The organism is Pseudoalteromonas luteoviolacea S2607, assembly GCF_001625575.1.
Lineage (GTDB): Bacteria > Pseudomonadota > Gammaproteobacteria > Enterobacterales > Alteromonadaceae > Pseudoalteromonas > Pseudoalteromonas luteoviolacea_E.
In genome coordinates this window covers 1-26,853 of the sequence record NZ_AUXV01000020.1, presented here as the reverse complement: position 1 = coordinate 26,853, position 26,853 = coordinate 1, and the positions used below count along the sequence as shown (strand labels likewise).

Genomic DNA, 26,853 nt, shown 5'->3' with positions numbered 1-26,853 from the left:
ACGACAGCTCCTAGTATGGATAAATATTAATTGTGGTAGGTGGCTGGGGCTATGGCGCGCATACCCAAGCTTTTGGTGCTGGGAACAGCGTGTTTAAGTGGGACAGGATAGCCTCAATATGGTCGGCCAAGTAGAAATGACCACCTTGGAAAGTCTCAATGTTGATGGGCTGAGTACTCACTTGCTGCCAAGCTTCGGCCTCTTCGTAGGTCAGCTCGGTATCGGTTGAGCCGAGCATCACCGTGAGTGGATGTTGTAACTTTGGCGCGTTGATATTCGGCTGATAGGTTTCTATCAACTGATAGTCATTGCGCAGCAGCGGCAGCATCATCTCTAGTAGCTCCGGAAAGGCATTGAGATCGACGCCTGTCCCGTTGAGGCGCTTGAGTTCACCCAGCATCACCTCATCACTGGCTTTATGCACGTCAGTTGCATGGTGGCAACTTGGACCTTCAACCGCGGAAACCACCAGTTGGGTCGGTGCCCGATAGCGGTAAGCTTGAATACGCATGGCCAATTCGTAAGCAATACCGCCGCCCATGCTGTGACCAAACAAAATATAGGGTTTATTGAGTAGAGGCTTCAAGCCAGTAGTCAAGGTGCTAACAAGCCGATTCATGTCTGGCACTAAGGGCTCTGCTATGCGATTTTCGCGACCGGGATATTGTACAACCACAACTTCCAAGTCAGGGTCTGCCATATTGGCCCACTGGCGAAAGTAGCTCGCAGAACCGCCCGCATGAGGCAAAATAATCAAACGCTTAGTGGCATTCGGACGTGCTTTGAAAATTCGGTAACACGCGCCATTGTTGGTCTGTGGAGCATTAAGCATTATTGTATTTCTCCGTAAGCGGTTTTAGGTAATTTCGGTCGACTGCAAAGTTTGGTAGGTCGAACTGGGCTAGTATGGCTTTGAGATTGTCTGTGGCGTATTGGTGGTGGCCTCCAGAATCCATTCCTTGTTTGAAATACAACTCTACAAAACTGCGAACAAAGCTGTCGTTCAGTGTGTCTTTCCAGTCCGTAAAATCAAGGGGTTGAATATCACAGCCAAGCTCGTTGAACCAATTGTAGATCTGGACAACATCGGTACTTTGGTCTGACACTAAGTGGAAGTTACTATCTTGTCCTGTGGCACCTTTGACAATGGCTGTGATACAGGTTGCCACATAGTCAACAGGCACAATATTGACGGCTAATTCAGACGCTGGGTAGGCGTGAATATTCAAACAGGCACGATAAAACTTTAAGAACGCATCGTCGTTAATAAAGGGGGCCTCTGTGGTTGCCCATGTGATGGTGCCCGGGCGCAAAATATTTACTGGCACGCCGTGTCTTCTCGCTTCTGTGAACAACGTCTCGGCCATGATTTTTGACTGCTCGTAAGTCAAGTCCACTTCTCGCCATGGCACGACCTGGGTTTGCTCAATCACAGGTTGTGGTACATCGGCAGGCAGCGCATGGTGCACACCAATAGTCGAAATATAATGCACCGGTTTCACTTGGTGTGAACTTGCCAAACGGATGATTTCGCGCGCCCCCTCCACGTTAGTCGGGTAGAGCGCTGACAGTGGGTCCATCAAGTTAATGATTGACGCGTTGTGCACTATCACATCGACTTGTGCGCTGAGGGCTTGATATTCAGCGTCACTGAGTCCAAAGTTGACATCGGACATACTGCCGCTTATCACCTTAATACGCTCCTGCGGAATATCGGTCGGTAAGCCTTTTTCTGCTGCGGCCTGTGTTAAGCGCGAAAAGCCATGTTGCACATCATCGCAGCGCATCAAGCATACGATGTGATAATCACTATTATCTAACATCTCGCGCAGTACATAGCTGCCCAAATAACCTGTGCTGCCAGTTAAAAGCACGGTTTTTGGTTCAGAATTTGGCGTATATGGTAGGGCGTCTGCAAGGCCGCTTAACGCCTTGGTGGCCATATCGTTTAAATCAATGCTATCTAGCCACGCTTGTTTTGCCTCGTTTGCCTTGGCCAGTGCATCGGACATTTCACTGAATACGGCATGGTTAAAAATGAGGTCAATATCCGCGTCAAAGCCTGCCGCTAAAAATGCGCTTAACAGGTTGATGGCATTTAAACTGGTGCCGCCAAGCTGGAAAAAGTCATCATGACGAGATACGTCACTCACTCCGAGCAAATCACACCAGATTTGGGCAACGGTTTGCTCAACATGATTGTCGAGCGGTGCTTCAAATTGGGTAGTCAGCTGTTGCTGTAATTGCGCGAGCTGTACCTTAAGTTGCTTTCTATCAACCTTACTGTTTTGGCTCAGAGGTAATGAGTCTAAAGCAAAGTAATGTGCAGGCAGCATATATTTAGGCAGCTTTTCATTGAGTAAGTTACCTAAATCACTGATCGCCATTTCGGTGTCAGCCGCGCCTTCGAGCACCAGTGCCGCTGCCAAGTTGCCATCGCGAGATAGATTGACCACTGCAACACTCTTAACGGCTGGATGGGTTGCAATAGTTGATTCAATCTCTCCGAGCTCTATGCGGTGGCCATTTATTTTGATCTGACCATCTTCGCGACCTTGAATGGCAATAATGCCATCGTCCATGATGCAGCCCAAATCGCCGGAGCGATAGAGTCTTTCACCTGTCTGTGGGTGCATAATGAATAGCTCTGCTGTCTTTTGTGCATCGTTTAAATACCCTATTGCCAAGCCATCACCGGCAATATACATCTCACCAGTAACCCAAGTGGGGCAGGGCTCGAAACGGTCATTTAAAATGTGGATCTGATGGTTCGCTAAGGGCTTGCCATAGGGCACCGAGACGGCATCAGAAGCAACTTCTGTTACGGTGTGTTGTACGCACCAAATTGCGGTTTCTGTTGGACCGCCTTGGCTGATTAATCGAATGTGTGGTAGCTGTTGGACTACTTGTTGTGCGAGTTGGACGGGGATCCAATCGCCAGAGAGCATGGCTAACCTGAGTGTGCTGAGGTTTTGATCTTCCGCCCACGGTAAGCTGGTAATCAGCATCTGCATTTGTGCGGGGACCGAGTTCCAAAGGCTCACTTTATGCTTGGCAATCACTTGATGCCAATGGTTTGGATCGCCTCGCAAATCTTGATCTGGCAATACCAGTGTTGCGCCCGCCGAGAGCGTTCCGAAGATATCCCAAACTGAAAGGTCAAACCCGTAGCTTACCAAACCTAAGGTTTTGTCTTGAGGACTGACATCGTACAAGCGGTTAACCTCTAGCACGGTATTCAATGCCGCACCGTGCGACAGCTGAACGCCTTTGGGCTGACCTGTCGTCCCCGAGGTATAAATCACATAAGCCGGAGTATCGACAAACGTTTGTTGCTGTCTGCGCTGACCAAATGCATCCAGTAACTGTTTACAATCGTGAGCAGGCATAGTCGGTAGCACCTGATCAAATGGTATAACAGAAACATCTGGGCCAAAGTCTTGGCCTAAATAAACTGATTCCGTCAGCACGACCTTCGCACCAGAGTTAGCGATAATCGATTGCTGACGTGCCAGAGGGTGCTGCGCTTCAATGGGCACATATACACAATCGGCAAACAAGACAGCCAACACCGCTGCAATTTGCTGAGTACTTTTGTCAGATACGATGGCGATATGGTCGCCTGGTTTAACAGCGTCGACAAAGGTGTGTCGGATCTGCAGTGCTAACTCTGCAAGTTGTTGGTAACTCATGCCACCATTTTGATCCACTACCGCGACTTGGTCTGGAGAATGTAGAGCATGCTGAGCAAAGCCAGAATGCAAATACCCTTTAGCCTGCTCTGTCTTGGTATCGTTTAGCGCTGCAATATGCGCTTGTGTTTGCGCTGGCAAACTCACTGGGCTAGTGGACTGCCACAGGGCATCGTTATTCGCCAGTGCACGCAGTAGCTCACAAAATGCTTGATGTGCTTGCTCTATAACACCATCTTGGAAAATGCCTTGGCGGATGTCCCAGTCCACAACCAGTTCACCAGCACGCTCTGTTGCTTGGCAATCTAACCACACTTGAGGTGTTTGAGTTATACCGTAGCGAAGCTGCGCGTCGTGCATAAATTGGTTGCTATCTAGTTCATCACCAGATAAACCTAGGGTACTGGTGTAAACAATCGGCACTATGGTGTTGCTTTGCTGGTTTTGGTTCATCGCACGCAGTACTTCAACGCCTGTAAAGTCGCTGTGTTCTAAGTCGCGCCAAAGTTGCTGCTGCAACTGACTTGCGCGCTGCGCAAAGCCTGCTTGTGGATCAGGCGACACACCCAACACATTAACAGCAATAAAGTCACCGACCACACCACGCACATCAGGGTGCACATTGGCACGGTTAAGCATGGTGAGGTTCAAACAAAAATCTGGGCGACGTGACCAGCGGCCAATCACCTCTGTAAATGCCGCCAGCACAAGGCTAGAAGGCGTTAATTTATGACTTTTTGCGCGCTCACTAAGGCGCTGCCACAGGTCAGACGCTAGATTAAAATGCAAGCGAGAAAATGACACGTTTTCGTCATTACCCGTGTTCTTTGCACGCGGTAACTCGGGTGGTGCAGGTAGTGTTTTAATACGCTCTAACCAATAGGCTTTGTGCTGCTCATAGCGCTGTGCTGTTTTTGGGTGTTCTAACAGGGCTTTGCGTGCGATCACAATGTCGCGGTAAGACACACCCAGAGGCGCAAGTGTGCGCTCTGGATGGTTGTATAACTCACCGAGTTCGGCGAGCATAATTTGAATGCTGGCAAAGTCAGCAATAAGCAAATCGATAGAAAAATGCAGTATAGACCCTTCACCAGTTTGGCTCAGGTGTAAGTCATACTGTGGCCATTTATCCGGTTGATAGTGGCGGTGCGCCAGTTGTTCGCGAAGATCTAAGAGCTTATCTTGGCGAGTCTGTGGGTCACACTCTGCAAACTCATGGATACGGATAGCCTTTGGTGTCACCTGTGCGACAATTTGCTGGGTGCCATCAAGGTTGATGATGGCGCGCAGCATATCATGGCGTTCAACCAACTTGTGCCATGCTGTTTGCAGACGTTTTGCATCAATATTCGGCAGGTCCAATTCAATGTAACTGTGACAGCCAACGCCACCGTACTCGACGGCATTATTGCGGCCAACTAAGTAAGCGACCTGTAAATCTGTCAACGGAAACGGCTGATGGCGATCGGCGTGATTCGGTTCGATGGCCGCCATAACTGGGTCGCTTAAATAGTCGATAAGCGCCGCCTTGTTGTCTTTTAATTGTGTTTTAAGTGCTGGCGTCATGACCCCAGCAGGGGCCTTAAATTTTAAGTTACCTTGCTCGGCCCATAGGTAAACGCCGCGACTTTCAAAATCAGCGATAATACTGGCGATGGTCATATTGTACCCTCTTCAAATAATTCATCCGTGTCACAAGTTGTGCCACCGAGCTCGCGCCACGCGTGTGTTATGGCGGTAGCCAAGCTGGCAATGCTTGGGGCGCTAAATAGCGTTGTGAGTGACAAAGATGTAGGAATAATGTGTTGTTGTTGCAGTGTTTGGATTAGCTGTGTTGCGCTTAAACTGTCACCACCAATGGCAAAAAAGTCGTCATGGCGTGAGATCTGGTCGCGTTTTAATAGTGTTTGCCAGATCTCGGCAAGTTGTTGCTCAAGTTCGCCTTCTGGCGCTTCAAACTGGGCTTGCTCCAGCTCTAATTCAATAAATTCATTGGCCAACTGCTTGCGGTCTATTTTACCGTTGGCGCTAAGTGGCAATGCTGTGAGTTCTAATAAATGGCTAGGCACCATGTATTCAGGCAATTGCTGCTCAAGCTGTGCGGTAATTGTCTGTGCATCCAGTATGGCATGGGGTGTTTTAACAAAAGCGGCAACAAGCTTTTTCGGCTCGCCAATTGTCAGGGCCACACCACGGCTTAAACCTTCAACCTGAGCCATAGCCGCATCAATTTCACCTAGCTCAATTCGGTGCCCGCGCACCTTGACTTGATGATCAATTCGACCCAAAAACTCGAGGTTGCCATCCGGCCAGTAGCGGCCAAGGTCACCTGTGCGGTACCAGCGCTTGCCGTTTGCCATGACAAACCGCTGTGCGGTGAGTGTTTCATCGCCTCGATAGGCACTGGCAAGGCCAACACCGCCAATCCAGAGTTCACCCGCCACCCAGTCTGGGCAATCACGGCCAAATGGGTCTACCACACGATACGTTTGATTGGGCAGAGGCTTGCCATAAGGGATCGATGCCCAATGGGCAGGAAGATCACCTTTGACTTCACAGCTGTTTGACCAAATTGCCGCTTCTGTGGCGCCGCCCATGGCAATTAATGGGATCTCTGAGTACGTTTTGGCCTGTAATCTGGGTGGTAAATCTAGACCAATCCAATCACCCGATAACATCACTTTTTCGAATGGCAGCGAACGTGTATCGTTTTCGGCGACTACCAATAACATGTCGAGCAACACTGGTACTGAGTTCCAGATTGTGACGCGATGCTTGTGTACCAGTTCGAGCCAAGTGGTCGCATCTCTGCGGTTTTCCTCATTGAGCAACACCACACTGCCACCGACACTAAGCAAGCCAAATAAATCGTAAACAGACAGGTCAAAGTCGAGTGCCGACACGGCGAGTACTCGGCTGCTACTGTCAATGGCGTAGTGCTGATTTAGCTGGTCAATGGTGTTAGCTGTCGCTTGATGACACATTTCTACCCCTTTTGGCTCACCGGTTGAGCCAGAGGTGAAGATCACATAGGCAGGTGCATCGCTGGCCACTGTCAAGGGGGTTGCCAGTGGCGATAAGTCCGCAGCATCTGCCACATTAATGCGAGTCACACCCTGTTCAACATCTTGGTTGATGTGTGCCTCATCCGTCAGTACCCAACGAATTCCCGCGGTGCGATGAATTTTCGCTTGGCGGCTGGTGGGTTGGTGTACACCAATTGGCACATAGCAGCCTCTCGCAGCCATAATGCCAAATACGGCTGCTACCTGTTCGACTCCTCTTGGCAAGCTTACGGCCACTGGCTCTCCCAGCAATAATGCGTGTTGAGTCAGTAAGTGAGCGATGCGCAGTGCTTTATCTGCCAATTGGCCATAGGTGACTGTTTGCGTATCTGTAATCAGTGCTACGGCGTCTGGGTGCTGACGGGCATAGTCAAACATAGCCTGATGTAGTGTACGAGGCGTTTGTTCCACGTCGGTGTTGTTTACACGGTCTCGTACCACTTGCTGAGCTTTTGGTAATGCATGACTAAATGGTGCGTCCGTTGATACCGCTAACTCGTCAAGTAGGGTTAAAAAGCGAGCAAACATATTGTCTAGCAAGTCAGCTGGGAATAGGGCGTCTACGGCATCCCAAGACAATATTAACTCGCCTCTGAACTCATACATTTGATGGTCTAGCCAAACCTGCGGTGTTGCCGATAACCCGCCATCGGTAAATTGTGGTAAGTCTTCATTGAATGAATCTGCAAGTAAATCGTCAGCCATCCCTAAAGTACTGGTAAAGACAATGGGTAGTGCGGCTGCGGTGCGTCCCATGGTTCGGCTACGCTCTCTTTGCACCCACACAGAGGAAACCGCACGATGCTCAAGTACATCCGCAAGCTGGTTTTGCAGCTGCTTTGCCTGATGCGCAATGGAATTTTGCTCATCAGGGTAATAGGCCAGTGGCGCTAGCGAGGTAAAGTCGCCCACAATACTGCCCACTTCTGGGTGTACATTTTGGCGGTCAAATAGGGTCAAATTTAACGTATGCGCATGGCCACCACTGTACTGACTCAGTACTTCCGCATAGGCGCTCAGGACTAATATACTCGGGGTCACGTTATGCGAACGAGCCGCTTGCTTAATGGCTTGCCACTTAGCTTTTGGTAACCGAGCGCTGCGACGTGAGAATTCACTGTGTTCAATATGCAATGGATCTTGTGCCAATGGCAGCGCTGCGGCATCTGGCAGCGTCGCTAAACGTTCTTGCCAGTATGCTTGTGCTTCATCGATTGCTTGCTGACTGTCTTGCACTTGCGTGACATAGTCTCTAAAGGTCAAAGAAAGTGGTGGCAGCTCTGTATCTGGCACTTGGTATAAAGCCGCAAATTCGCGCAATAGCAACATGATGCTATAGCCGTCTAAAGTCATGTAGTTAAACATTAACGCAAGGCGCGAACGTTCAGTGCCTTCGGTTTGATAACGGGCAACCTTCATTGTTATTGCATCATGTACATGCTGGCTATTTTGGGCTTGCCACCAAATGTTAATTTGCGCGCGCGCTTGGTCCAAACTGGTGTAAGTCGACGAGTCGATATCCAGTTTTGGCACTAGGCTTTGCTGTAACACAACCTGTTGATTATCGTCGCTCACTTGAGCGCGCAACATGTCGTGACGCGCGTATAGTGTTTGCCACGCGTTCATCATTTTCTCGATATCAAGCGTTAAGCTATCGAGTTCGAGCAAGTAGTGGGTGCCACAATTAAGCGGGAAGCCTGGTGTTTGTCCTAACCAATATGCACTTTGTACTTCAGTGAGCGCGAATGGTTCAAACTGTTGTTCGGGTTTGGCCACAATTTGTTGGCTGTGAGCGGCTTGATGCGCCTCTAGCGTGGCTGCAAATGCGCCTAAAGTTGGGTTGGCAAACAAAGTACGCAAAGGCTGCTTAGTCGACAACCCTTGCTGGGCGAGCTGAGTTAGAAATTGAGTCGCAAGCAGAGAGTCGCCACCGAGCGCAAAAAAGCTGCTTTCTAGACCCATTTCCGTCACGCCCAGCAAGTCAGTCCAAAGCTGGGCGACTTGCATTTCGTTATCTGTTTGCGGTGGCGTTATAGCCACATCAACGGCACTAAGCTGACCGTCAAACTGCGCGGCAAGTTGTTTTCTATCTACCTTCCCATTGGCGCTCAGTGGCAGTACATCCACAGCCAGTAAATGACTCGGAACCATATAATCCGGTAAGGCAAGGTTAAGAGCGCTGTGCACCGCATCAGTGTCTAGCGCCATGTTTTCGTCCATGACTAAGGCCGCCACCAACATTTTTGGCTCACCGAGAGTTAAGGCAACACCACGAGCAATGCCCTCAATGCGGCCCAAAGCGGTATCAATTTCTCCCAGTTCAATACGGTGACCGCGCACCTTTACTTGGTGGTCAATTCGCCCTAAAAACTCGAGGTTGCCATCTGGCCAGTATCGACCTCGGTCGCCAGTACGATACCAGCGTTTGCCCTCATAATGGACAAAACGCTCAGCGGTGAGTTTGTCATCGCCGCGATAAGCGCTGGCAAGACCAACGCCGCCTATCCATAGCTCACCGGCAACCCAGTCTGGGCAATCGCGCCCTTGTGCATCGGCCACGCGGTAAGTTTGGTTTGGCAGTGGTTTACCGTAGGGAATAGAGTTCCAATGGGCAGGAATATCACCTCGTACTTCACAGAAATTGGACCAAATGGCCGCTTCTGTTGCGCCGCCCATGGCTATAAGGGGGATGCCAGCTTTGCTTTTGGCCTGTAAACGCGGCGGGATATCTAGGCCAATCCAATCACCCGACAGCATAACTTGATTGAAAGGCAGCTGCCTGTCATCTTGCTCTGCAACAACAAGCAACATGTCGAGCAGGACAGGGACAGAGTTCCAGACATTGACATTGTGCTGGTGAACGAGCTGTAACCACGCGCTGGCATCGCGGCGGTTTTCATCGCTCAGCAACACAACCTGCCCACCCGCTCCGAGTAAGCCAAAAATGTCGTATACAGACAAGTCGAAATCCAATGCCGACACCGCTAACACGCAGCTGTGATTGTCAATGTTATAGGCTTGATTGAGCTGATCTATGGTGTTTACGGTTGCTTGATGGCACATTTCTACGCCTTTAGGCTCACCAGTAGAACCCGAAGTAAAAATGATATACGCAGGTTGATCAGGAGACACCTCCACAGGCTTGCAAAGCGGCGCACGCGCAGTAGCAATATCCAGTCTTGTCACCGAGTCGATGGATTCGACGTCCAAGTGCTCGCTGTTGGTCAGAGCGAGTCGAATCCCTGCTGTACGATGAATTTTTGCTTGACGGTTGGCTGGCTGATGTATCCCGATTGGTACATAACAACCACCCGCAGCCATGACGCCCAATACGGCTGCAATTTGATTAATGCCGCGTGGCAAAGTAACAGCAACCGGTTCAGCCAACTTGAGCTGGTGTTGCTGTAATAGGGCTGCGATGCTTAATGCCTGCTCACATAACTGTGCATAATTGACAGCCGTGTTTTCAAATATCAATGCAGTATCGTCAGGGTGCTGTTGAGCGTGGGCAAAAATAGCATGATGCAAAGTGCGCGGTGTTTGTGGACGTTCGGTGTTATTTACTGCTATGCGGGTATGTGCTTGTGCATTAGGTAACGGTAAAGACAGTGCTTGCTCCCAGCTGCTGTGGCACAGCGCATTGAGTGCGCTCACATAGCTGATGAACATGTCATCAATCATATCCGTAGGGAAGAGTGCATCCACTGCATCCCAAGATAAAATCAGTGCCCCGTCAAATTCATACAATTGGTGGTCTAACCAAACCTGTGGTGTTTGCGACAAACCGCCAGGTACAATCTGAGGGAAATTGCCGGTGGAATTTTCAAACAAACCACCGCCAAGACCCAAGGTACTGGTAAATACGACGGGTAGCGCCGCCGATGTGAGGGTGCCATGGCGTGCTTGTTCACGCTGGATCCAAATCGATGAAATCGCTTTGTGCTCAATGGCCTGTGCGATTTGAAGTTGGGCTTCTTGCGCTTGCGCCAGTATCGAGTTGCCCGCATTGGCACGAAATGCAATGGGTGCCAATGTGGTAAAGTCACCAAATACTTTGTTGATATCGTTATGAACGTCTTGGCGATCGAACAAGGTTAAATTGAGCGTGTGGTCGTCTTCGCTCCAACGTCTCAGTACATTGCTATAGGCCGTTAATAATAAAACTGAGGGCGTGATGCCATAAGAGCGTGCTTTATGCTTGAGAGCTTGCCAAGTATCGGCATCTAGTTGGGCTTCACGGCGCACAAATTCAGGCGTGGTAATACTTTGTGGGTCTTGTGCCAAAGGTAATTGTGGCGCAGGTGGGAGGGTTTTTATCTGTTCACGCCAGTATGCTTGCGCGGCTGCATACTCAGCATCATCGTGTTGCACTTGGAGCACGTAGTCTCTAAACGAAACATTGATCTCAGGTAGGTAATAAGCGGGATCGTTATACAGGTTTGCAAGCTGATCTAACAGCAATTTAATACTAAATCCATCGAGTGTTAGATAGTCAAAAATGATCCCTAAACGGGTCTTATTCCCCCCATAATGCACTGCACAAATACGATGATTAGGTAACGTCACCGACTCACTTTGGTCGTGACTTTGCTGTGCTTGTTGGCAGATCTTACGCCAAAATTGATGGAGATGATCTCGTGCCGCATCACTATGATTGTTTGTTTCTGAATTCAAACTTACTTGTGCAATAGACATCGCAGGTAGATGTGAGAGTAGTTGTTGTTGACCCTCAGGGGTGATCACGGCGCGCAGCATCTCGTGATGCTCAACGAGTTGATCCCAAGCCTTTGCCATGCGTTGCAGATCGACGTTTTCACCCTCTAACTCAAGTAAATACAAGGTGCTACAGTTGAGCGGCAAGCCCGGTGTTTGGCCCATCCAATACGCGCGCTGCACTTCGGTGAGTGGGAAAGGTGCAAAACGATTATCTAGATCTGGTACAACTTCAAGTTTGGGGGTCGACACGATGCTGTCTAAGCGCGCGGCATAAGCACTTAATTGCGGAGCTGAGAATAGGTCGCGCAGTGGTTTGGGAGAGGCCAAACCTTGTTGCTTGAGCTTTGCGATAAGCTGAGTGGCGATCAAGCTGTCTCCACCTAGTTCAAAGAAGTGGCTTTGCTGACCAATTTGCTCAATTCCCAGTAATGATTGCCAGATTTTAGCGAGGCGTTTTTCGTTGTCTGTTTGCGGGGCAGTTAAGCGCTCAGCTGATTGTTGCTGTGTGGCTGCTAGCTGATTGGTCAGTGCTTTTCGGTCTACTTTACCATTGGCACTAAGTGGTATCTGTTGTGCAAACTCAATATGGTTTGGCACCATATAATCTGGCAGTAGGGTATGTAATTGACGTTGAATTGCCATGCTGTCTAGCGCACTTTGAGGTGCCAAGACCACAACACTCGCGAGGCTTTTGGGTTCGCCAATGGTAACTGTTACGGCGCGCTGAACACCTTCGATGTTAGCTAGTGCGGTATCAATTTCACCCAGCTCAATACGATGCCCGCGTACCTTCACTTGATGATCGATGCGCCCTAAAAACTCCAGATTGCCGTCAGGCCAGTATCGACCTTGATCGCCAGTGCGGTACCAGCGCTCGCCATCTTGCTCAACAAAACGCGCGGTGGTTTGTGCAAGGTCACCACGATAGCAAGTCGCCAAACCTATGCCACCAATCCACAGCTCTCCCGGCACCCAATCTGGACAGTCATGGCCATGATTATCAACAACTCGGTACTTTTGGTTTGGCAGTGGTTTACCATAAGGGATTGAATGCCAATGTAGTGGCAGTGGCGCTCGCACTTCACAGTAGTTTGACCAAATGGCGGCCTCGGTTGCGCCGCCCATCGCAATGATAGGCGGATTGGAAGCGCTGATATGCTGTAATCGAGGGGGTAGATCTAGGCCTATCCAATCGCCAGATAACATTACCTGTTCAAAGTTTAATGGGCGACTGTCTTGCTCTGCGGCGGTCAAAAGCATATCTAGCAATACCGGTACGGTATTCCATACAGTGACATTGTGCTGATGCACCAGCTCTAGCCACGCCTGTGCGTCACGGCGCTTGTGCTCATCAACAAGCACCAATTTCCCGCCAGCACCCAGCAAGCCAAAAATATCATACACAGATAAGTCAAAGTCCAACGCGGATACTGCCAGCGCGCAGCTATTTTGGCCGATTTGATAGTCTTTATTGAGCTGGTAAATCGTATTGGCGGTAGCCTGATGACTCATTTCAACCCCTTTAGGTTCTCCGGTCGATCCAGAGGTAAAAATGATGTATGCCGGGCTCGCTGGGTTGGTGATGACAGCAGATGCCTGTGGCTCGGCTTGCAGTGCTTGTTGAATGTCAATGCACTTAGCCGCAGGGTCATGTTCTGGGTCGTTCTGCTTTGCGATTACCAGTGTGATCTCGGCAGTGCGATGGATCTTCGCGCGCCTCGATTGAGGCTGGTGGGTGCCAATGGGCACATAACAGCCACCGGCTGCCAGTACGCCGAGCACAGCAATGATCTGCTCAGCGCCTCTGGGCAATGTCACGGCGACGGGCTCTGACTCGCGTAATCCGTGTTGTTGCAAATAGGCTGCCACGCGCAAGGCTTTGTCGGCAACGGAGCGATAGCTCAGCGCCTGGTTGTTAAATACTAAAGCGGTTTTGTCTGGGTGTGTTTGCGCAGCTTTAAAGAACGCTTCATGCAGTGTATGAGGTGTGTACGGTGCTGCGGTGTCATTTACGGCTGCTCGCTGTGTTTGTTGATGGTGAGGCAATTCAGCAAGGTGCTGCGCGTGCCATGCATCGTTGTGTGCTGCCAGTTTTTCAAGCAATGCGACATAGCTTGCAAACATGGTATCAATCAACGCCTCAGGGAAGATCTCGTCTACTGCATCCCATGCCAACATTAACCCTTCATCGACTTCATAGACTTGATGATCTAACCAAACCTGTGGGGTTTGTGAAATCATATAGTTAAATTGACCCAGCACGGTGTCCTGTTGCGACAGCAGCGGGGTGCCCAAATTACACGCAAAGACCACCGGTGCGCTCACTCCCTGCGCAAACCCGTGTTTGACCAGATCGCGTTGGATCTGAACGGCAGAGTAATCACTGTGGGCAACATTTTGGTGAAATTGGTTTTGTATTGCTTTTGCGTGATCAATAAAGCTTTTTGCGTCACTAAAATCGCAATCCAATAGTAATAAGTTGGTGAAATCCGCAACCACATTTTCAATGCCCGGATGCTGAGTTTTACGATCAAACAGCGGTAAGTTCAGGGTGAACTTTTGCTCAGCGCTGTATTTTGCAAGCACAGACGCATAACTTGTGACAAGCAACATGGCTGGCGTGACTTGGTGTTGTTGCGCGGTGTTTTTAAGTGTTTGCCACTGGGTTTTCGTTAAGGTATGTAAGCGACGAGCAAACATCGGTTTTGTCACGGTTTGTGGATCGCAACATAGTGGTAGCTGTGGGCCAGAAGGCAGCGTAGCTAAACGGGTTTGCCAGTAGGCTTTGTCTTCTTTGAGCTTGGTTTTATTTTGTGCTTTTTCATAGGCTAAGTATTTGGCAAAGCTCCAATTTGGGTCGGTCTCAAGTGTACCGCCATGATAAAGCACGGCTAAATCTTTAAGTAAGATGTTTAAGCTCTGTACATCGGCTATTAGGAGGTCTACGTCAAAGTGAATTCGACATCTTCCCTCTGGCAACAAACTCAGCTCCAACCCCATGGTTTGGCTATGCTCTATGCCCAATTTTCGGTGTGACAAGCGGCTACGAACTTGTTCTACCGCTTGCGTGGATTCATCAAGCGTTAGCGACCTAAAGTCATTGACTGCCAGCCCAGGTGTCGGCAGTGGCGAGTGCACCTGCTGGGTTCCTGATTCAGTAAACTGCGCACGTAGCATCGGATGATACTGATAAAGGGCATGCCAAGCTTGCTCAAGTTTGAGTGGATCGATGTCTAGATTATCTACCTCTAAGTAGGCATGACACCCGACGCCACCGAGTTCTTGGTCGTCTTGACGACCAATCCAATAGGCGTATTGCACGTCGGTGAGTTCAAACTCGGCGTATGGGTCGATATTGGGCAGTTGCGGTGCTTGAGTAATTTGAGCCACAGCGCTTGCTTGCGAGCACAAAAGGGTTATCCAGTGGCTGAGTACGGGTTGCTCAATCAGTTTGGAAAAGGTCACCTTTGCGCCTTGTTTTCGCCATTGATTGACCAAACGCATCATGTGCATTGAATCTAAACCAAGTTCGATAAGGTTGGCATCAAGCTTGTCTTCAAGTGGCACTTGCACAAATGCTTGCACATGTTCTAACAGTTGCTGTTGATTTAATGGTGTGTTCTTTGTCAATGCCATTGGTTAGCTCTCCGCCTCTTCTAACGCTTTTTCATCAATGAGGTAGTTGGCAATACAGCTCAGTTTTTCGATGGTTTCAGTTAACTCTCTTTCAGGTTTTGATTGGTCAATTACGCCAGCGCCCGCTTGCAACCAAGTACGGTTGTTAGCACGATAAATTGAACGCAGTACCAAGGCAGAGTCCATAAACCCATCGCTATCAACAATCATTACACAACCGCTGTACCAATCTCTGCGGTTTGGTTCTAGGCGTAATATGGCTTCAATGGCCTCGCGTTTTGGGATACCAGATGCTGTAACGGCAGGGAATAACGCTTGAAAAGCGTGCCAAGGGTTTTTGTTTTTACTCAGTTGGCCACACACCCGTGATGCAAGGTGTTGCACACTGCCACGGCGACGCACAGCCATAAATTCACTGACTGAAATTGAGCTGGGCTCACAGATCTGTTCTAACTCTTCTTGGGCGAGTTTTACCGATACGGCGTGTTCTGCGATTTCTTTGGTGTCGTTGAGCAGTTCTTCACGCAGTTGTTGCTCTTCTTGTGGCGAACTACCTAAAGCACGGGTGCCAGCCAGTGGTTGTGTACTGATATAGCCTTTGTTGCTGGCCTCAAGCAAAGTTTCTGGGCTAAAACCGGCGACTGAAAAGTCATTTAATTGATATAAGAATGAGCGTGCGGGCGAATTGTTTAAGCGACCAAAGCGGAAGCTCTTGTTCAGGCATACACTGTCAGGTACGTGAATACGACGAGATAGTATGACCTTTTGATATTGCTTATTGCAGATCTCTTCAATGGCTTTGGCGACAGATGTTTTGTATTCGTCTTTGTATTGGGTGTTGATCTGCGGGGTTTGCAAAGGCTCAAAGTCAGCGATACTTTCAGCGTGCACGCATGATGTATCTGCTTGTAAAACCAAGGTTTCAAGGAGATTGAGGTCGGCTTCATTTAAAGCGCGCAATGTGGCTTGGTTTGCTTCTAGGCGCACCTCTTGTGCTGGCACAAATAACTGGAGTGCTTTGTCATGCTCTGTCCGTGATTGGATCCCATGAAATACACTGGCCAGCTCAAACTTGGCGACGCCATATAACCGCCAGTTTTCGAATTCGAGACTTTGTAGCGCTTGTGCCATCAACTCAGGGAATGACTCACCACTAAATGATGTTGTTTTTTCACCTTGCTGTAGCGTAATTTCGCAACCGTTCGAGTATAGTTCAGCTACTTTACCAATACCGACTGACCACGCTGACTTGCTCTCGTATACGGCTTTAAATGGGTTGTTGCTAAGCTCAGAAACAGTCGGGGCTAACTGCGCTGGAGCAGACTGAATTGAAATGACTTTTTCAAAATAGGGTGTTGACTGTGCGTGATTCATAGTGGTTTCTACATATTCTTCCTCAGCACGTTTTGCCAGTGCTGTTTTATTGATTTTTCCGACTGCGGTGAGTGGCCAAAAACTGAGCGAGATTATTTGATCCGGATACTTAAAGCGCGCAACTTGCTGCTCTTTGAGCAGCGTATGAACATCACTGAGAGAAACGGGCTGGTTTGAGATAACACATGCACAACTGCGCTCACCCAAATGCGCATCTGGCACGGGTACTAGGATGGCTTCATCGATATTGGGGTGAGCAAGTAAACGCTGCTCTATTTCGGCAACAGCGATTTTTTCGCCTGCTCGGTTAATCTGCTCTTTTATTCGTCCTTCAACAATCAAATTGCCGGACTGATCCATGCGTACCAAGTCACCCGTGCGATAAAACCCATCAGAGGTGAAGGCTGTTTGGTTATGTGCCTGCGCTTTGTAGTAACCCGCAATGGTGTATGGGCCTTTGGTTTGTAGCTCACCAATCTCACCTTGTGCAATAGGGTTGTCATGCTCGTCAACAACTCGAATTTGGTCTAGGTTGCAAAGCGGGCGTCCTTGGGTATGCGTCACTTCATTTTGTGGATCATCTAGACGAGTAAAACACAACAACCCCTCAGCCATCCCAAACACTTGTTGTAGTTGACAGCCAAGCACTTCGGGTACTTGCAAGGCGTGCTCAGATGAGAATTTCGCACCACCTACTTGCAAGAGTTGTAGGCTACTTATGTCGGTGTCATCCCATTGTTTTGCTTCAAGCCAAAGCTTGGTTAACGCGGGTACAAGGGCCGTGTGCGTTACTTGGTGTTGCTCAATCAATGGAAAGGCTTCGTCTGGCCCCGGTGCTGGGCAAAGCACAACTTTACCGCCTTGTGACAGTGTGCCGATAATTCCCGGGCAAGCCAGAGGAAAATTGTGTGCGATGGGTAAAACAGCCAGATACGTGGTCTGTTGATCAAGTCGACATAGCTCAGCGGAGGCTTTGGCATTGTAGTGATAATCGTTATGACTACGTGGAATTAGTTTGGGCGTGCCTGTGGTGCCACCAGAAAGTAACATTAATGCCGTAGAGGCAGGATCTATATGTGCAGCCGTTATAGCGTTAGTGCTGTCTAATTGAGACAGAGAAGTAAAAGCTGCTTTTGGGGCAATACCAGATACCAAAACATGTTGAATGGTTGGACATGCAGACACAATACGCTCGGCCATGGCAATGTAATCGTGGCCTAAATAGCTGTTAGGTACTATATACGCAATAGGGTTGCTCAGTTCACAAAGCGCTGCGATATCGGACTCTCGCTGCGCGGGCATCGCTAAAATCGGAATGATGCCCAAGCGGAACATAGCAAAACAACTAATCACAAAATCTAAGCTATTTGGCAGTTGTACCATCACATGGTCACCTGCTTTTAATCCTAAATTGTAAAATCCGGCACTGCGCGCTAATACATGCTGCTCAAACTGCGTGTAAGTGAGCGTTGTATCATCCTCAATTAAGGCGACGTTATCTGAAAATTGAGCGCGCCAATCTGAAACGAGGGTTCCAAGGCTTTGTTGTTGCCATATATTTTTTTCAATATATAGGTCTTGCTCAGCCTTTGGCCGGACTGGGGTATCTGGTGTTGTTTTCACAATAGTTCTCCGATTATGAGGCACGATCGCGGTGCGTGTTCTGGTTAGCGACAACTGCGAGTGTTATTTTTTTATGAAGTTTTCACGGCCTCAAAAAATAGGTGCTCGAGCAATTTGTTCCCACCCCTAAAAGTTGTTGTATGCCCCTATCGGTAATTTTTTCGGGGGAATTTGCCAAGGTTTATAGGGGGTCCACACTTATTTCCGATCTGGGGATTAGTTAACGGATGCGGGGAGAGCTATTAAGTTTACTCCAGTAGGCTTGCGGCTATTTTTTATTGCGATTAGATAAATCACTGTGTGGTGAAAGTTGCTGAAAAAACCAGATAAGCGCTTGAGGTGATGGCCTAGGTAGGGAAGTGTGCTACAGGTTTGTTGTGAAAATGAGCAATTTTACATTGATAAAAATGAATAAAATTGTAGTCTAAACTAGTCCTTTATAATTGATTTTGTTGGTAAAACTGGGACGTTTGTTTGATATAAAACAATGATATGTCAACAAACAGAGTTGTCGACAGAGTCATATTTGCATTGCTGGGCGATTTTAATAACTATGTGAGTTGGTTTATTCAGCCGATTTTTAACCGCATTTAAAGGAGTAGGTATATGCGTGTTGAGTCGCATGAAACCGAGGAAAATCAAAGCCCTTGGTCTATTATATTTGCGATCTGTACACCTCATAAAGGCAAGATGTTTATGGCTTTAAGCTTGATGGCGTTTGTTACTGTCTTTGAGCTTTTACCGGTATATTTATTGTTTCTTGCTATTCAAGAGTTGCTAACCCCGTTGACCGCATCTGCTGAGCAGTTATTGTGGATAGCCGCTGGTATTTGTGGTGCGATTATACTTAAGTCAGGGTGTTCTATGGGCGCCTACTTCTTCAGTCACCAAGTTGCCTTTAACGCTTTAACTGACGTTAGAATGAAACTGGCTACGCAGTTGGCAAACTTACCACTCACTTGGTTAACTGCTCAAAACCCAGCGGTGCTTAAGCAAAATATTCTGCAAGATGTTGAGCATATTGAAAACTTTATCGCGCATCAAAGTGTGGAGTTGTTCAACGCATTGTTGACACCAATTGTGGTATTTACGGTGATTGCATTTATTGACTGGCGACTTGCGCTCAGTGCTGTTGCTGTTGTGCCGCTGGCTTTTTTAGCGAGTGGCTTATTTATGCATAAAACAGCAGCGCAATATGAACGATTTAGCGGCGTATCGGAGGATTTAACCGCAACGTTAAGTGACTACGTTAAAAACATTCCACTGATGAAGTTATACAACTTGGATAGCAAACGCTTTGCTGTTTTAAACCGCAAATTAGGTAGCTACCACAAGCTCGTTTTAGAGCTCACAGGCCAAACCGTACCTGGCTGGACGCTGTACACTGCACTGTTAGGCGCTTCATTTGTCTGTTTACTACCCGCTGCAATTGGGTTGCACAGTACGCAGTCTGTCAGCACTGAGCAGGTTATTTTAAGTATGTTGTTAGCGGTGGGTATGCTTAACCCTATCATTAAAGTCAGTCGATTTTTTATGGATGCCAATGAGTTACTTGCAGGTGTTAAGCGCATCATGCCCATCTACTTATCGCAAAGCCCAGCACTCAATAACACGCAAATTCAAGCTGAAAAGAAGCATCCTCTGATGCAGTTTTATAGTGTAGATTTCGCATACCAGTCTCATAAAATTTTGCAAAGTGTGCATTTTAAACTGTTACCCAACTCATTGAATGTGATAGTGGGGGCATCTGGTAACGGTAAATCGACGCTGGCGATGCTGGCATGTGGTTTGCTCTCTCCTTCGTCGGGGCGAGTCCAAATATATGGGCAAGATGTTTCAATGTTAACCGACAATGCACGTGCCCAGTTTATGAGCGTGGTGACACAGGAGTGTTATTTGTTTGAGGGCTCGCTGCGCGAGAATATTTTGTTTGGCCGTAGTGGAGTTAGTTCTGAAGTGCTCGAACACGCTATTGTTGCAGCTCAGTTAAAGCCATGGGTCACGCAATTACCTGACGGGTTAGACACACCTGTGCAAGTGCGAGGACAAAACTTATCGGGTGGCGAAAAACAGCGTATCGCTATCGCTCGCGCGCTGGTGAGTGAAACACCCTTGGTAATTTTAGATGAACCTGCTGCTGCCATGGATAATGTCACGCAATCTAAGCTTTATCAGGCCATTCAAGGCCATTATCCGAATACGACATTTTTGATTATTACCCATAAATATTTAGGGCTAGAAAACACCGGACAGATCTTTGTTTTAAAAGATGGCCAAATTGCCTCGCAAGGCACTCATGAAGCTTTGCTTGCACGATGTGACTACTATCGTGAATGTTGGCAGTTACAAGAAAGTGACAGTGCACAACCGAGTACCAAAGGGCATCCGCTAGATTTCCAACAGATAAGTTACGAGATATAAATGGATAAACAAGCATCATTGAGTATTGGTCGAATAATCGCCCATGCCGGCGCAGGAAAATGGAGTTTTTATACGGGCGTCGCTTTTCGTGTATTGGAACGTTGTGTCGCGATTGCGCCGCTATTGTTATGTTTTTATTGGTTGCAACAACAGTTTTCGGCAACGGCACAAAGTGCCCCATGGCTGTCAACGCCAACGGACTATTTGATGGTTTTGGGTGGCTTCTTTTTAATGCAACTGGTATGTGCCTATATCGGCCAATACCAGAGCTTTGTGGGCAGTTATCGAGTTGTACATGCTTATCGAATAAAGTTGATTAACCACGTGAGGCAGCTGCCCCTTGGACGCATGCGCCGCACTCACAGCAGTGAATTTTTAGAGTTGCTCACAGAAGATATTAAAAAAATAGAAAGCATATTTTCGCATATTGCCCCTGACTTGATTTCGGCGTTGGTGGCCCCTGTGATTGGCATGGCGATTTTACTTTTTGTAAATCCTCTGTATGCACTAAGCGCTTTAATATCGCTGCCATTTGCATTTTGGATAATGCAGGTGTCAAAGCAAAAATTTGCACAAGTAGCCAGCGCCAAGCAGCAATCATATCGCCAAAGTAGCAGTATGATCACAGACTATGTTGAGGCGTTAAAAACCCTCAAATTATACGGTCAAACAGAGACTTGGCTAACGCGAGTGGCTAAACAGTTAGAGCGCACGAAACAGCATAGTTTGCAAGTTGAGATGTGGGGGGCTGGGCCGGTTTTAACCTACCGAGTGATGCTCAATATGGTGCTCACAGTGTTTGTCATTATATTGGCGATGACTTTACCTGAACATCGCTTTACTGGCATAGACTTTACGACAGTTTTGTTTGCTCTATTACTGGTGAAGCTACTCGAGCCACTTTATGAAGTGGGGGAGTATTTGACAATACTACGCTTGGCTGTGCAGTCTGAACACAAAATCGAGTCCATTCTAAATGAGCCTGTGTTGGTGGAGCCGGATAACCCGCAGCGGCCTGAGTATTTTGATATTGAACTCGACCGTGTGTCATTTAAGTATGGCAATAAAAAGGTCATTGATGGGGTGAGCTTTCGAGTTAAACAAGGGACAACAACCGCAATTGTTGGTGAGTCAGGCAGTGGTAAATCGACGCTGTTAAACTTGTGTGCCCGTTTTTTTGACCCGAGCTCAGGCTGTGTGAGAATAGGCGCGTCAGACCTCAGAGACATTGGCTCTCATGGCATACATCAAGTGGTTAGCATGGTATTTCAGGATATACAGCTGGTGGATGCGAGTATAGTTGAAAATATTCGCATTGGTCGACCAGATGCCAGCGACGAAGAAGTAATGGATGCGTGCCGCTTATCCAATTGTTTAGAGTTTATCAACAAGTTGCCAGAGGGAATGAATACCCGTGTTGGTGATAGTGGATTATTGTTGTCTGGAGGGCAAAGACAGCGTATTGCCATTGCCAGAGCTTTATTGAAAGATGCACCTATAGTACTGCTCGACGAGGCAACGTCATCGCTTGACCCCATCACCCAGGCTGAGGTGGTCAATGCAATGGGGAACCTGTTAAAGAATCGCACCGTGATCACCATTGCTCACCGCCTTTCTAGTATTGTGGATGCCGACAATATTATCGTACTTGAGCAAGGCAAAGTCGTAGAGTCTGGCAGTCACCGTTGTTTGGTGTCGCTCGGTGGACATTATACGAGTCTCTGGAAAGCGCAGGAAGTGCAAGTGGCGTAAAGGGGATTTACAACCGCGCTTTTCTATTGGCGAAGGGCGCCACTTCCTCTGCATGCAAGTTATCGTGTTTCTCTTTAGATTTCTTTTTAGCGTGTCATTATCTAATGAGTTTAATCCCAAGGATGTACGCGGAGGTAGCGGTGATAAAGCAACTGGGAGCAATAAGTGCAGCAGTAATGTTACTCAGTGGCTGTGTGCAAACACAAAATGCACGCACCATGGAAATGTTTAAAAAAGACAGTGCACAGTGTTATAACCGTGCCACGATGCCACATACTTTTGTAGTGGATGCCCACAATCACTTTCGTCCGTTTGGGGGGAATGCACTGCCCATCAACGAGCTAAATACCTACTTTGAGCGTCTAGGCATTTTGTTTGTTAACGTGTTTGGTATTGGTCAGATGGTACCTTTGGACTGTGACTACTTTTATAATTGCCCGACCGCACAGGTAAAGCCCAGTATTAAAAATGACTTTAGCAACGCCGCAAACTATTACGAACACGCACCGCAAGGCACTCATTTAACCTTGTCAATGAGTTTTCCTGACCTTAATGCACCGCAAGATATCGCGTACAAAATGGATCTGCTGGAGCATGAATATCCAAATACATTTACGTGGATGGGAGAGGTAAACTTGGTCAAACAGGCGTTGTTTATTAATCGCCATCGGACGACCGCGATTGAGAACATTGCCAAGTGGAATGAGTTTATGGCCAAGCTAAGAAGCCCTCGGGGCCCAGGCAGTACGCCAATTCCTATTTCTATTCATGCTGATATCGGTTCCAATAAAGAGCCTGAAAAGTTCCTGTATTTAATGGAAGCAGTACTAAAACAATACCCCGATAACCCCATAGTTTGGGTGCATATGGGGCTATCAAGAGAGCTTACCAACCTTGACCCTAAGCGCCATACCGAGATTTTATCTCGACTACTTGATCAATACCCTAAACTGATGCTGGATATTTCATGGCGTGTTTTATACGACGAGTACTTTAAACACGAAGCAATACGTGACCACTATGTGGCCTTTTTAAATCAATACTCCACCCGAATTCTGCCCGGATCCGACTTTGTAGCAACTGATACCAAACGCTTTAAACACTATGCCAAAGAAGTCGAGCTCACAAGTTACATCAACCAATTTTTAGACAATAACGCATTTCGCAATATTGCCCTTGGCCAAAACTACTTTGACCTGATGAATTTGGACTATGAGGCACCAGAGATTTGTATCAAGTAAACTGACCTTGCTGTTTAATTTATTGCTTATTCAATTTTTTAAGTAACAAAGGTGCGATAGATAGAGTTAATAAAAACGCGATTGTTTCCGCCTTATCTATGAACATTTTAAAGCAAATGATTTCTCAAGGGAAAAAGTGACGTACTTAATGTAAAAATAGGTTATATCCAATCTACAAGAGTATAACAAATTGACAGGTTGAAACGCTCACTCAACAAGGTTATTGTGAAGATCCATACTCGGTATGCTGCTAACGAGATACCCCTGCAATGAAAAGGGTGACAATCAAAAGGTATGTCACTGACCGAAATATAAAGTTCCTAGTCGTATGCATTTGCGAATTTACTTCAACTTATATCAATAGTTGTTAAATGGTATATCCAGAGTTAGAATGCCGCTCGCAATTCCCTTTCTGGGTACTTGGAGCAGCAGTAAAATTATAAATATTAAGTTTTGGCTGCTTATAACAACACGGAAATATAATATTGGATAAAAATAAACTTTTTGTAATACCAAAGCCTATAAAAAATCCTAAAATTCGCTTATTTTGCTTTACTTTTGCAGGGGGGACGGTAACACCGTTTACTTCATGGCCTCACCTTCTTAGTGAGAAAGTTGAGGTGGTTATAATCCAATTTCCAGGCAGGGGTTCTAGAATAAAGGAGAAGCCACACACAACAATGGCTTCAATGATGGCTGAACTTGACTTGCATGCTGATTTTATTACTGAGTTACCCTATATACTCTTTGGGCATAGTTTTGGCAGTAGGGTCGCGTTTGCATTGTGTTGTAGCTTTAAAGCCAAAGGTAGGAAATTACCTAATTACCTGGTGGCTTCTGCAAGTCGAGCAGCTTATTTACCCATAAATGGAAAAGCAATCGATAGATACAGCGACAGGGATTTCATAGCGAATATAGTTGGAATAAAAAATGTGCCTAAAGAAGTGCTGTCCAATGCTGAATTGATGGAGTTAGTGCTACCAGTATTGAGGGCTGACTTTTCGATTGCAGGTACATTTGTAGCTGATGAAATAAAAATGCCTTTTCCTATACTTGCTCTTTATGGCAAAGAAGATAAAGGTGTTACTGACGAGGGGGTTAATAAATGGGCAGATTTAACTTCGATTGGCTTTAAAAAAGCGGAAATACCAGGTGGTCATTTTTTCATTAATCAATATCGTGAAAATGTACTGGCTCAGCTCGAAAATATTATAGACGCTTGCACATTGATCAAATGATTAGTCTTTCGATAATATTGGGTTGCTCAACATCAATTATGGTTATTAGATAAGTTTTTGTATATGGTGTTTTAATTTCTGAAAAGCAAGTTTTGGCTTGATATTGGCATTTATCGAATCAGAACAAAAACACAGAAGTTTTAATTACTCTTGTTGCTTGTCAAGCGGAGTACTTCAATGTTCAGGTGCACTAACCGCTCAAGATGTGCAATGCCTCCCCAATTAGTGATCGTCGAAGGTGATAGCTTGATTCAGTTTTCATTTATTTTGGCATCCAATTCATCCAGCACATAACATTTCTTTTCATTTTGCGTATTTAAATGAGTGAGTCGCACAATCACTACTCGTTAAAACTTTGCATGCAGCCAATGGGCTTGATTTTCATAGGGGCGGGCTTTGTTTTAAATTATAGAAATATCTCCAATATTTATTTTTAGGCACTCTATTTTATCTAGCCCTAGTAGGGATTTGATGCTTACTTCAGGAATATTTTATTAAATAAAGGAAATCAACCAGAGATTTATTTTTACTTTCATGTGGAGCACTATGTTCAATTTAAATAACCAATAAACGTACCTAATGACTTGAGTGCATAGGCCAGGAAAATTTGAGTGCGCGATATTGAATATAATCTTTATGAAATTTTTGGAGGGAGTGGGTTTTTATTTATTGTTTAACCTATGTTCACATTGGTGTAATTATAGCAGTAGTATCTATTAGAGATTTAGAATGCTTTTTATTGCGAATTGCGCGATAAAAATATTGCGCAGCAACTGTGATTTACTTAACTTTAATGTTGTTTGTGGTTTGTTTTTATGGGTTTTCATATCAAGGTGCAAATTGATAGGTGTTTTAATTGTTGCTATATTTAAAATTAAATTGTTTTAATATGGTAATGTATCAATTTGGAAGGTGAATTCAATTTCTGTTGTATTTGTTGAATTTATCGGAATTTGTTGACCGTCCTTAGTTATCATATAAAATGATGTTGATATTATTTCATTTTTTATAAAGTTGAAAATAAGTGTGGCAGTTTTTTAGAGGTTACCAAGAACGGTGATAGTTAACTTTCGATGTTTTTCGTTTGTATATGATGCTTAGTTAATGGGGTGCTTATAAGGAATATGAGTCAATGGTATTTAAGCGATATGTTTTTTGGAAAATCTGCCAGTTAGTGAATAGAAAAACGAAGTGAAATTTAATAATCACTAAGTAAAAACATGGACTCAAATTTCCCTCCTAATAAGTAGAGCTGAGCTAAATGAGCGATAATTTTGCGTGATAGACCCATATCACCAGATAGATGAAGCTTCACTAAGTTGGTATAAAAAATTTTGAGGTCAAAGTGAAAGAAGTATATTCAAAGATTACAGCGTTGGGCGTTAAAGTATACCTAGAGGAGGGAGTTTTAAAAGCAAAAGCGCCAAAAGGAAAAATTTGTCCAGATGCCATTCAGCTAATTAAGAATAATAAAGAAGAACTAATCGAGTACCTAACTAGTAAAACTGTGGACAAGAAGGTTAAGAGAATTGATAGATCTAACAATACCGAAAGATTATATCCTTTATCTTTTACCCAACAGAGCCTATGGTTTATTGATAAACTACATGGCGGTTCTGCAGAGTATAATATGTCGGTCGCTTATGAGATTAAACCTGGCTTAGATATTGATTTAATGAAACAGGTGTTCAATACGATCATCAAGCGACATGAAGTTTTACGAACTGTTTATGTAGAAAACGATGGAGAGGTAAATCAGTATATCCGGCCGATGTCAGAGGTTAACTTTGAAATTACATTTCAAGATCTCAGTGAATACGAGGAAAAACAACAAGCCATCAGTAACACAATCATAGCTGAACGTAACAAAGCGTTTGATCTAGCGCATGATTTAATGATTAGAGTGAGTTATGTTGTGTCTAATCAAAATAAAGCTGTATTGGTCTTTAGTATGCACCATATTGCGTCAGATGGATGGTCAATCGAAGTGTTGGCGAAAGAATTTTTTATTCTTTATGACGCATTTCGTAAAGGAGGCGGCAATCCTTTACAAGAATTGCGGGTTCAATACGTAGATTATGCGCACTGGCAAAGA

The 26,853-nt window shown here is 46.3% G+C and carries 9 protein-coding genes; 5 read left to right on the top strand and 4 right to left on the bottom strand.

What is annotated here, in order from left to right; translation table 11 throughout:
• Positions 1-49 precede the first annotated feature (49 nt).
• The 4 genes from N480_RS12210 to N480_RS12195 are packed head-to-tail and all read right to left on the bottom strand — an operon-like array spanning position 50 to position 18,106.
• Positions 50-832 carry a thioesterase II family protein gene (locus tag N480_RS12210; RefSeq protein ID WP_063372789.1) on the bottom strand — a complete coding sequence of 261 codons (783 nt, stop codon included), beginning with the start codon at positions 830-832 and terminating at the stop codon, positions 50-52.
• Positions 825-5,354 (bottom strand): non-ribosomal peptide synthetase, encoded by a 4,530-nt coding sequence (locus tag N480_RS12205; protein ID WP_063372788.1) that lies wholly within the window; start codon positions 5,352-5,354, stop codon positions 825-827. Before N480_RS12205 ends, N480_RS12210 begins: the two co-directional genes overlap by 8 nt.
• Complete coding sequence (locus tag N480_RS12200) at positions 5,351-15,109, bottom strand: non-ribosomal peptide synthetase (protein ID WP_081231857.1); 9,759 nt, start codon at positions 15,107-15,109, stop codon at positions 5,351-5,353. Before N480_RS12200 ends, N480_RS12205 begins: the two co-directional genes overlap by 4 nt.
• A 3-nt stretch (positions 15,110-15,112) precedes the next feature.
• Positions 15,113-18,106, bottom strand: a complete 2,994-nt coding sequence (locus tag N480_RS12195) for a salicylate synthase (RefSeq protein WP_063372787.1) — start codon at positions 18,104-18,106, stop codon at positions 15,113-15,115.
• Positions 18,107-18,712: 606 nt separating this feature from the next.
• On the opposite strand from N480_RS12195, the gene N480_RS12190 reads away from it, so the two are divergent.
• The 5 genes from N480_RS12190 to N480_RS12170 all read left to right on the top strand — a co-directional run.
• Positions 18,713-20,527 carry an ABC transporter ATP-binding protein gene (locus N480_RS12190; protein ID WP_081231856.1) on the top strand — a complete coding sequence of 605 codons (1,815 nt, stop codon included), beginning with the start codon at positions 18,713-18,715 and terminating at the stop codon, positions 20,525-20,527.
• Positions 20,528-22,279: an ABC transporter ATP-binding protein gene (locus N480_RS12185; RefSeq protein WP_063372786.1), complete on the top strand. Its 1,752-nt coding sequence runs from the start codon at positions 20,528-20,530 to the stop codon at positions 22,277-22,279. It abuts the gene before it with no gap.
• Between the two features lie 140 nt (positions 22,280-22,419).
• Complete coding sequence (locus tag N480_RS12180) at positions 22,420-23,520, top strand: amidohydrolase (RefSeq protein ID WP_231102260.1); 1,101 nt, start codon at positions 22,420-22,422, stop codon at positions 23,518-23,520.
• 485 nt (positions 23,521-24,005) lie between these two features.
• Positions 24,006-24,758 (top strand): thioesterase II family protein, encoded by a 753-nt coding sequence (locus N480_RS12175; RefSeq protein ID WP_063372784.1) that lies wholly within the window; start codon positions 24,006-24,008, stop codon positions 24,756-24,758.
• Between the two features lie 1,345 nt (positions 24,759-26,103).
• On the top strand, positions 26,104-26,853 hold a 750-nt coding region (locus N480_RS12170; RefSeq protein ID WP_231102259.1), incomplete at its 3' end, for a condensation domain-containing protein.

Bases quoted from the DNA above. Each gene is read 5' to 3' on its own strand.
- N480_RS12200 (WP_081231857.1), bottom strand. From the start codon at position 15,109: ATGGCATTGACAAAGAACACACCATTAAATCAACAGCAACTGTTAGAA.
- N480_RS12190 (WP_081231856.1), top strand. From the start codon at position 18,713: ATGCGTGTTGAGTCGCATGAAACCGAGGAAAATCAAAGCCCTTGGTCT.
- N480_RS12210 (WP_063372789.1), bottom strand. From the start codon at position 832: ATGCTTAATGCTCCACAGACCAACAATGGCGCGTGTTACCGAATTTTC.
- N480_RS12185 (WP_063372786.1), top strand. From the start codon at position 20,528: ATGGATAAACAAGCATCATTGAGTATTGGTCGAATAATCGCCCATGCC.
- N480_RS12205 (WP_063372788.1), bottom strand. From the start codon at position 5,354: ATGACCATCGCCAGTATTATCGCTGATTTTGAAAGTCGCGGCGTTTAC.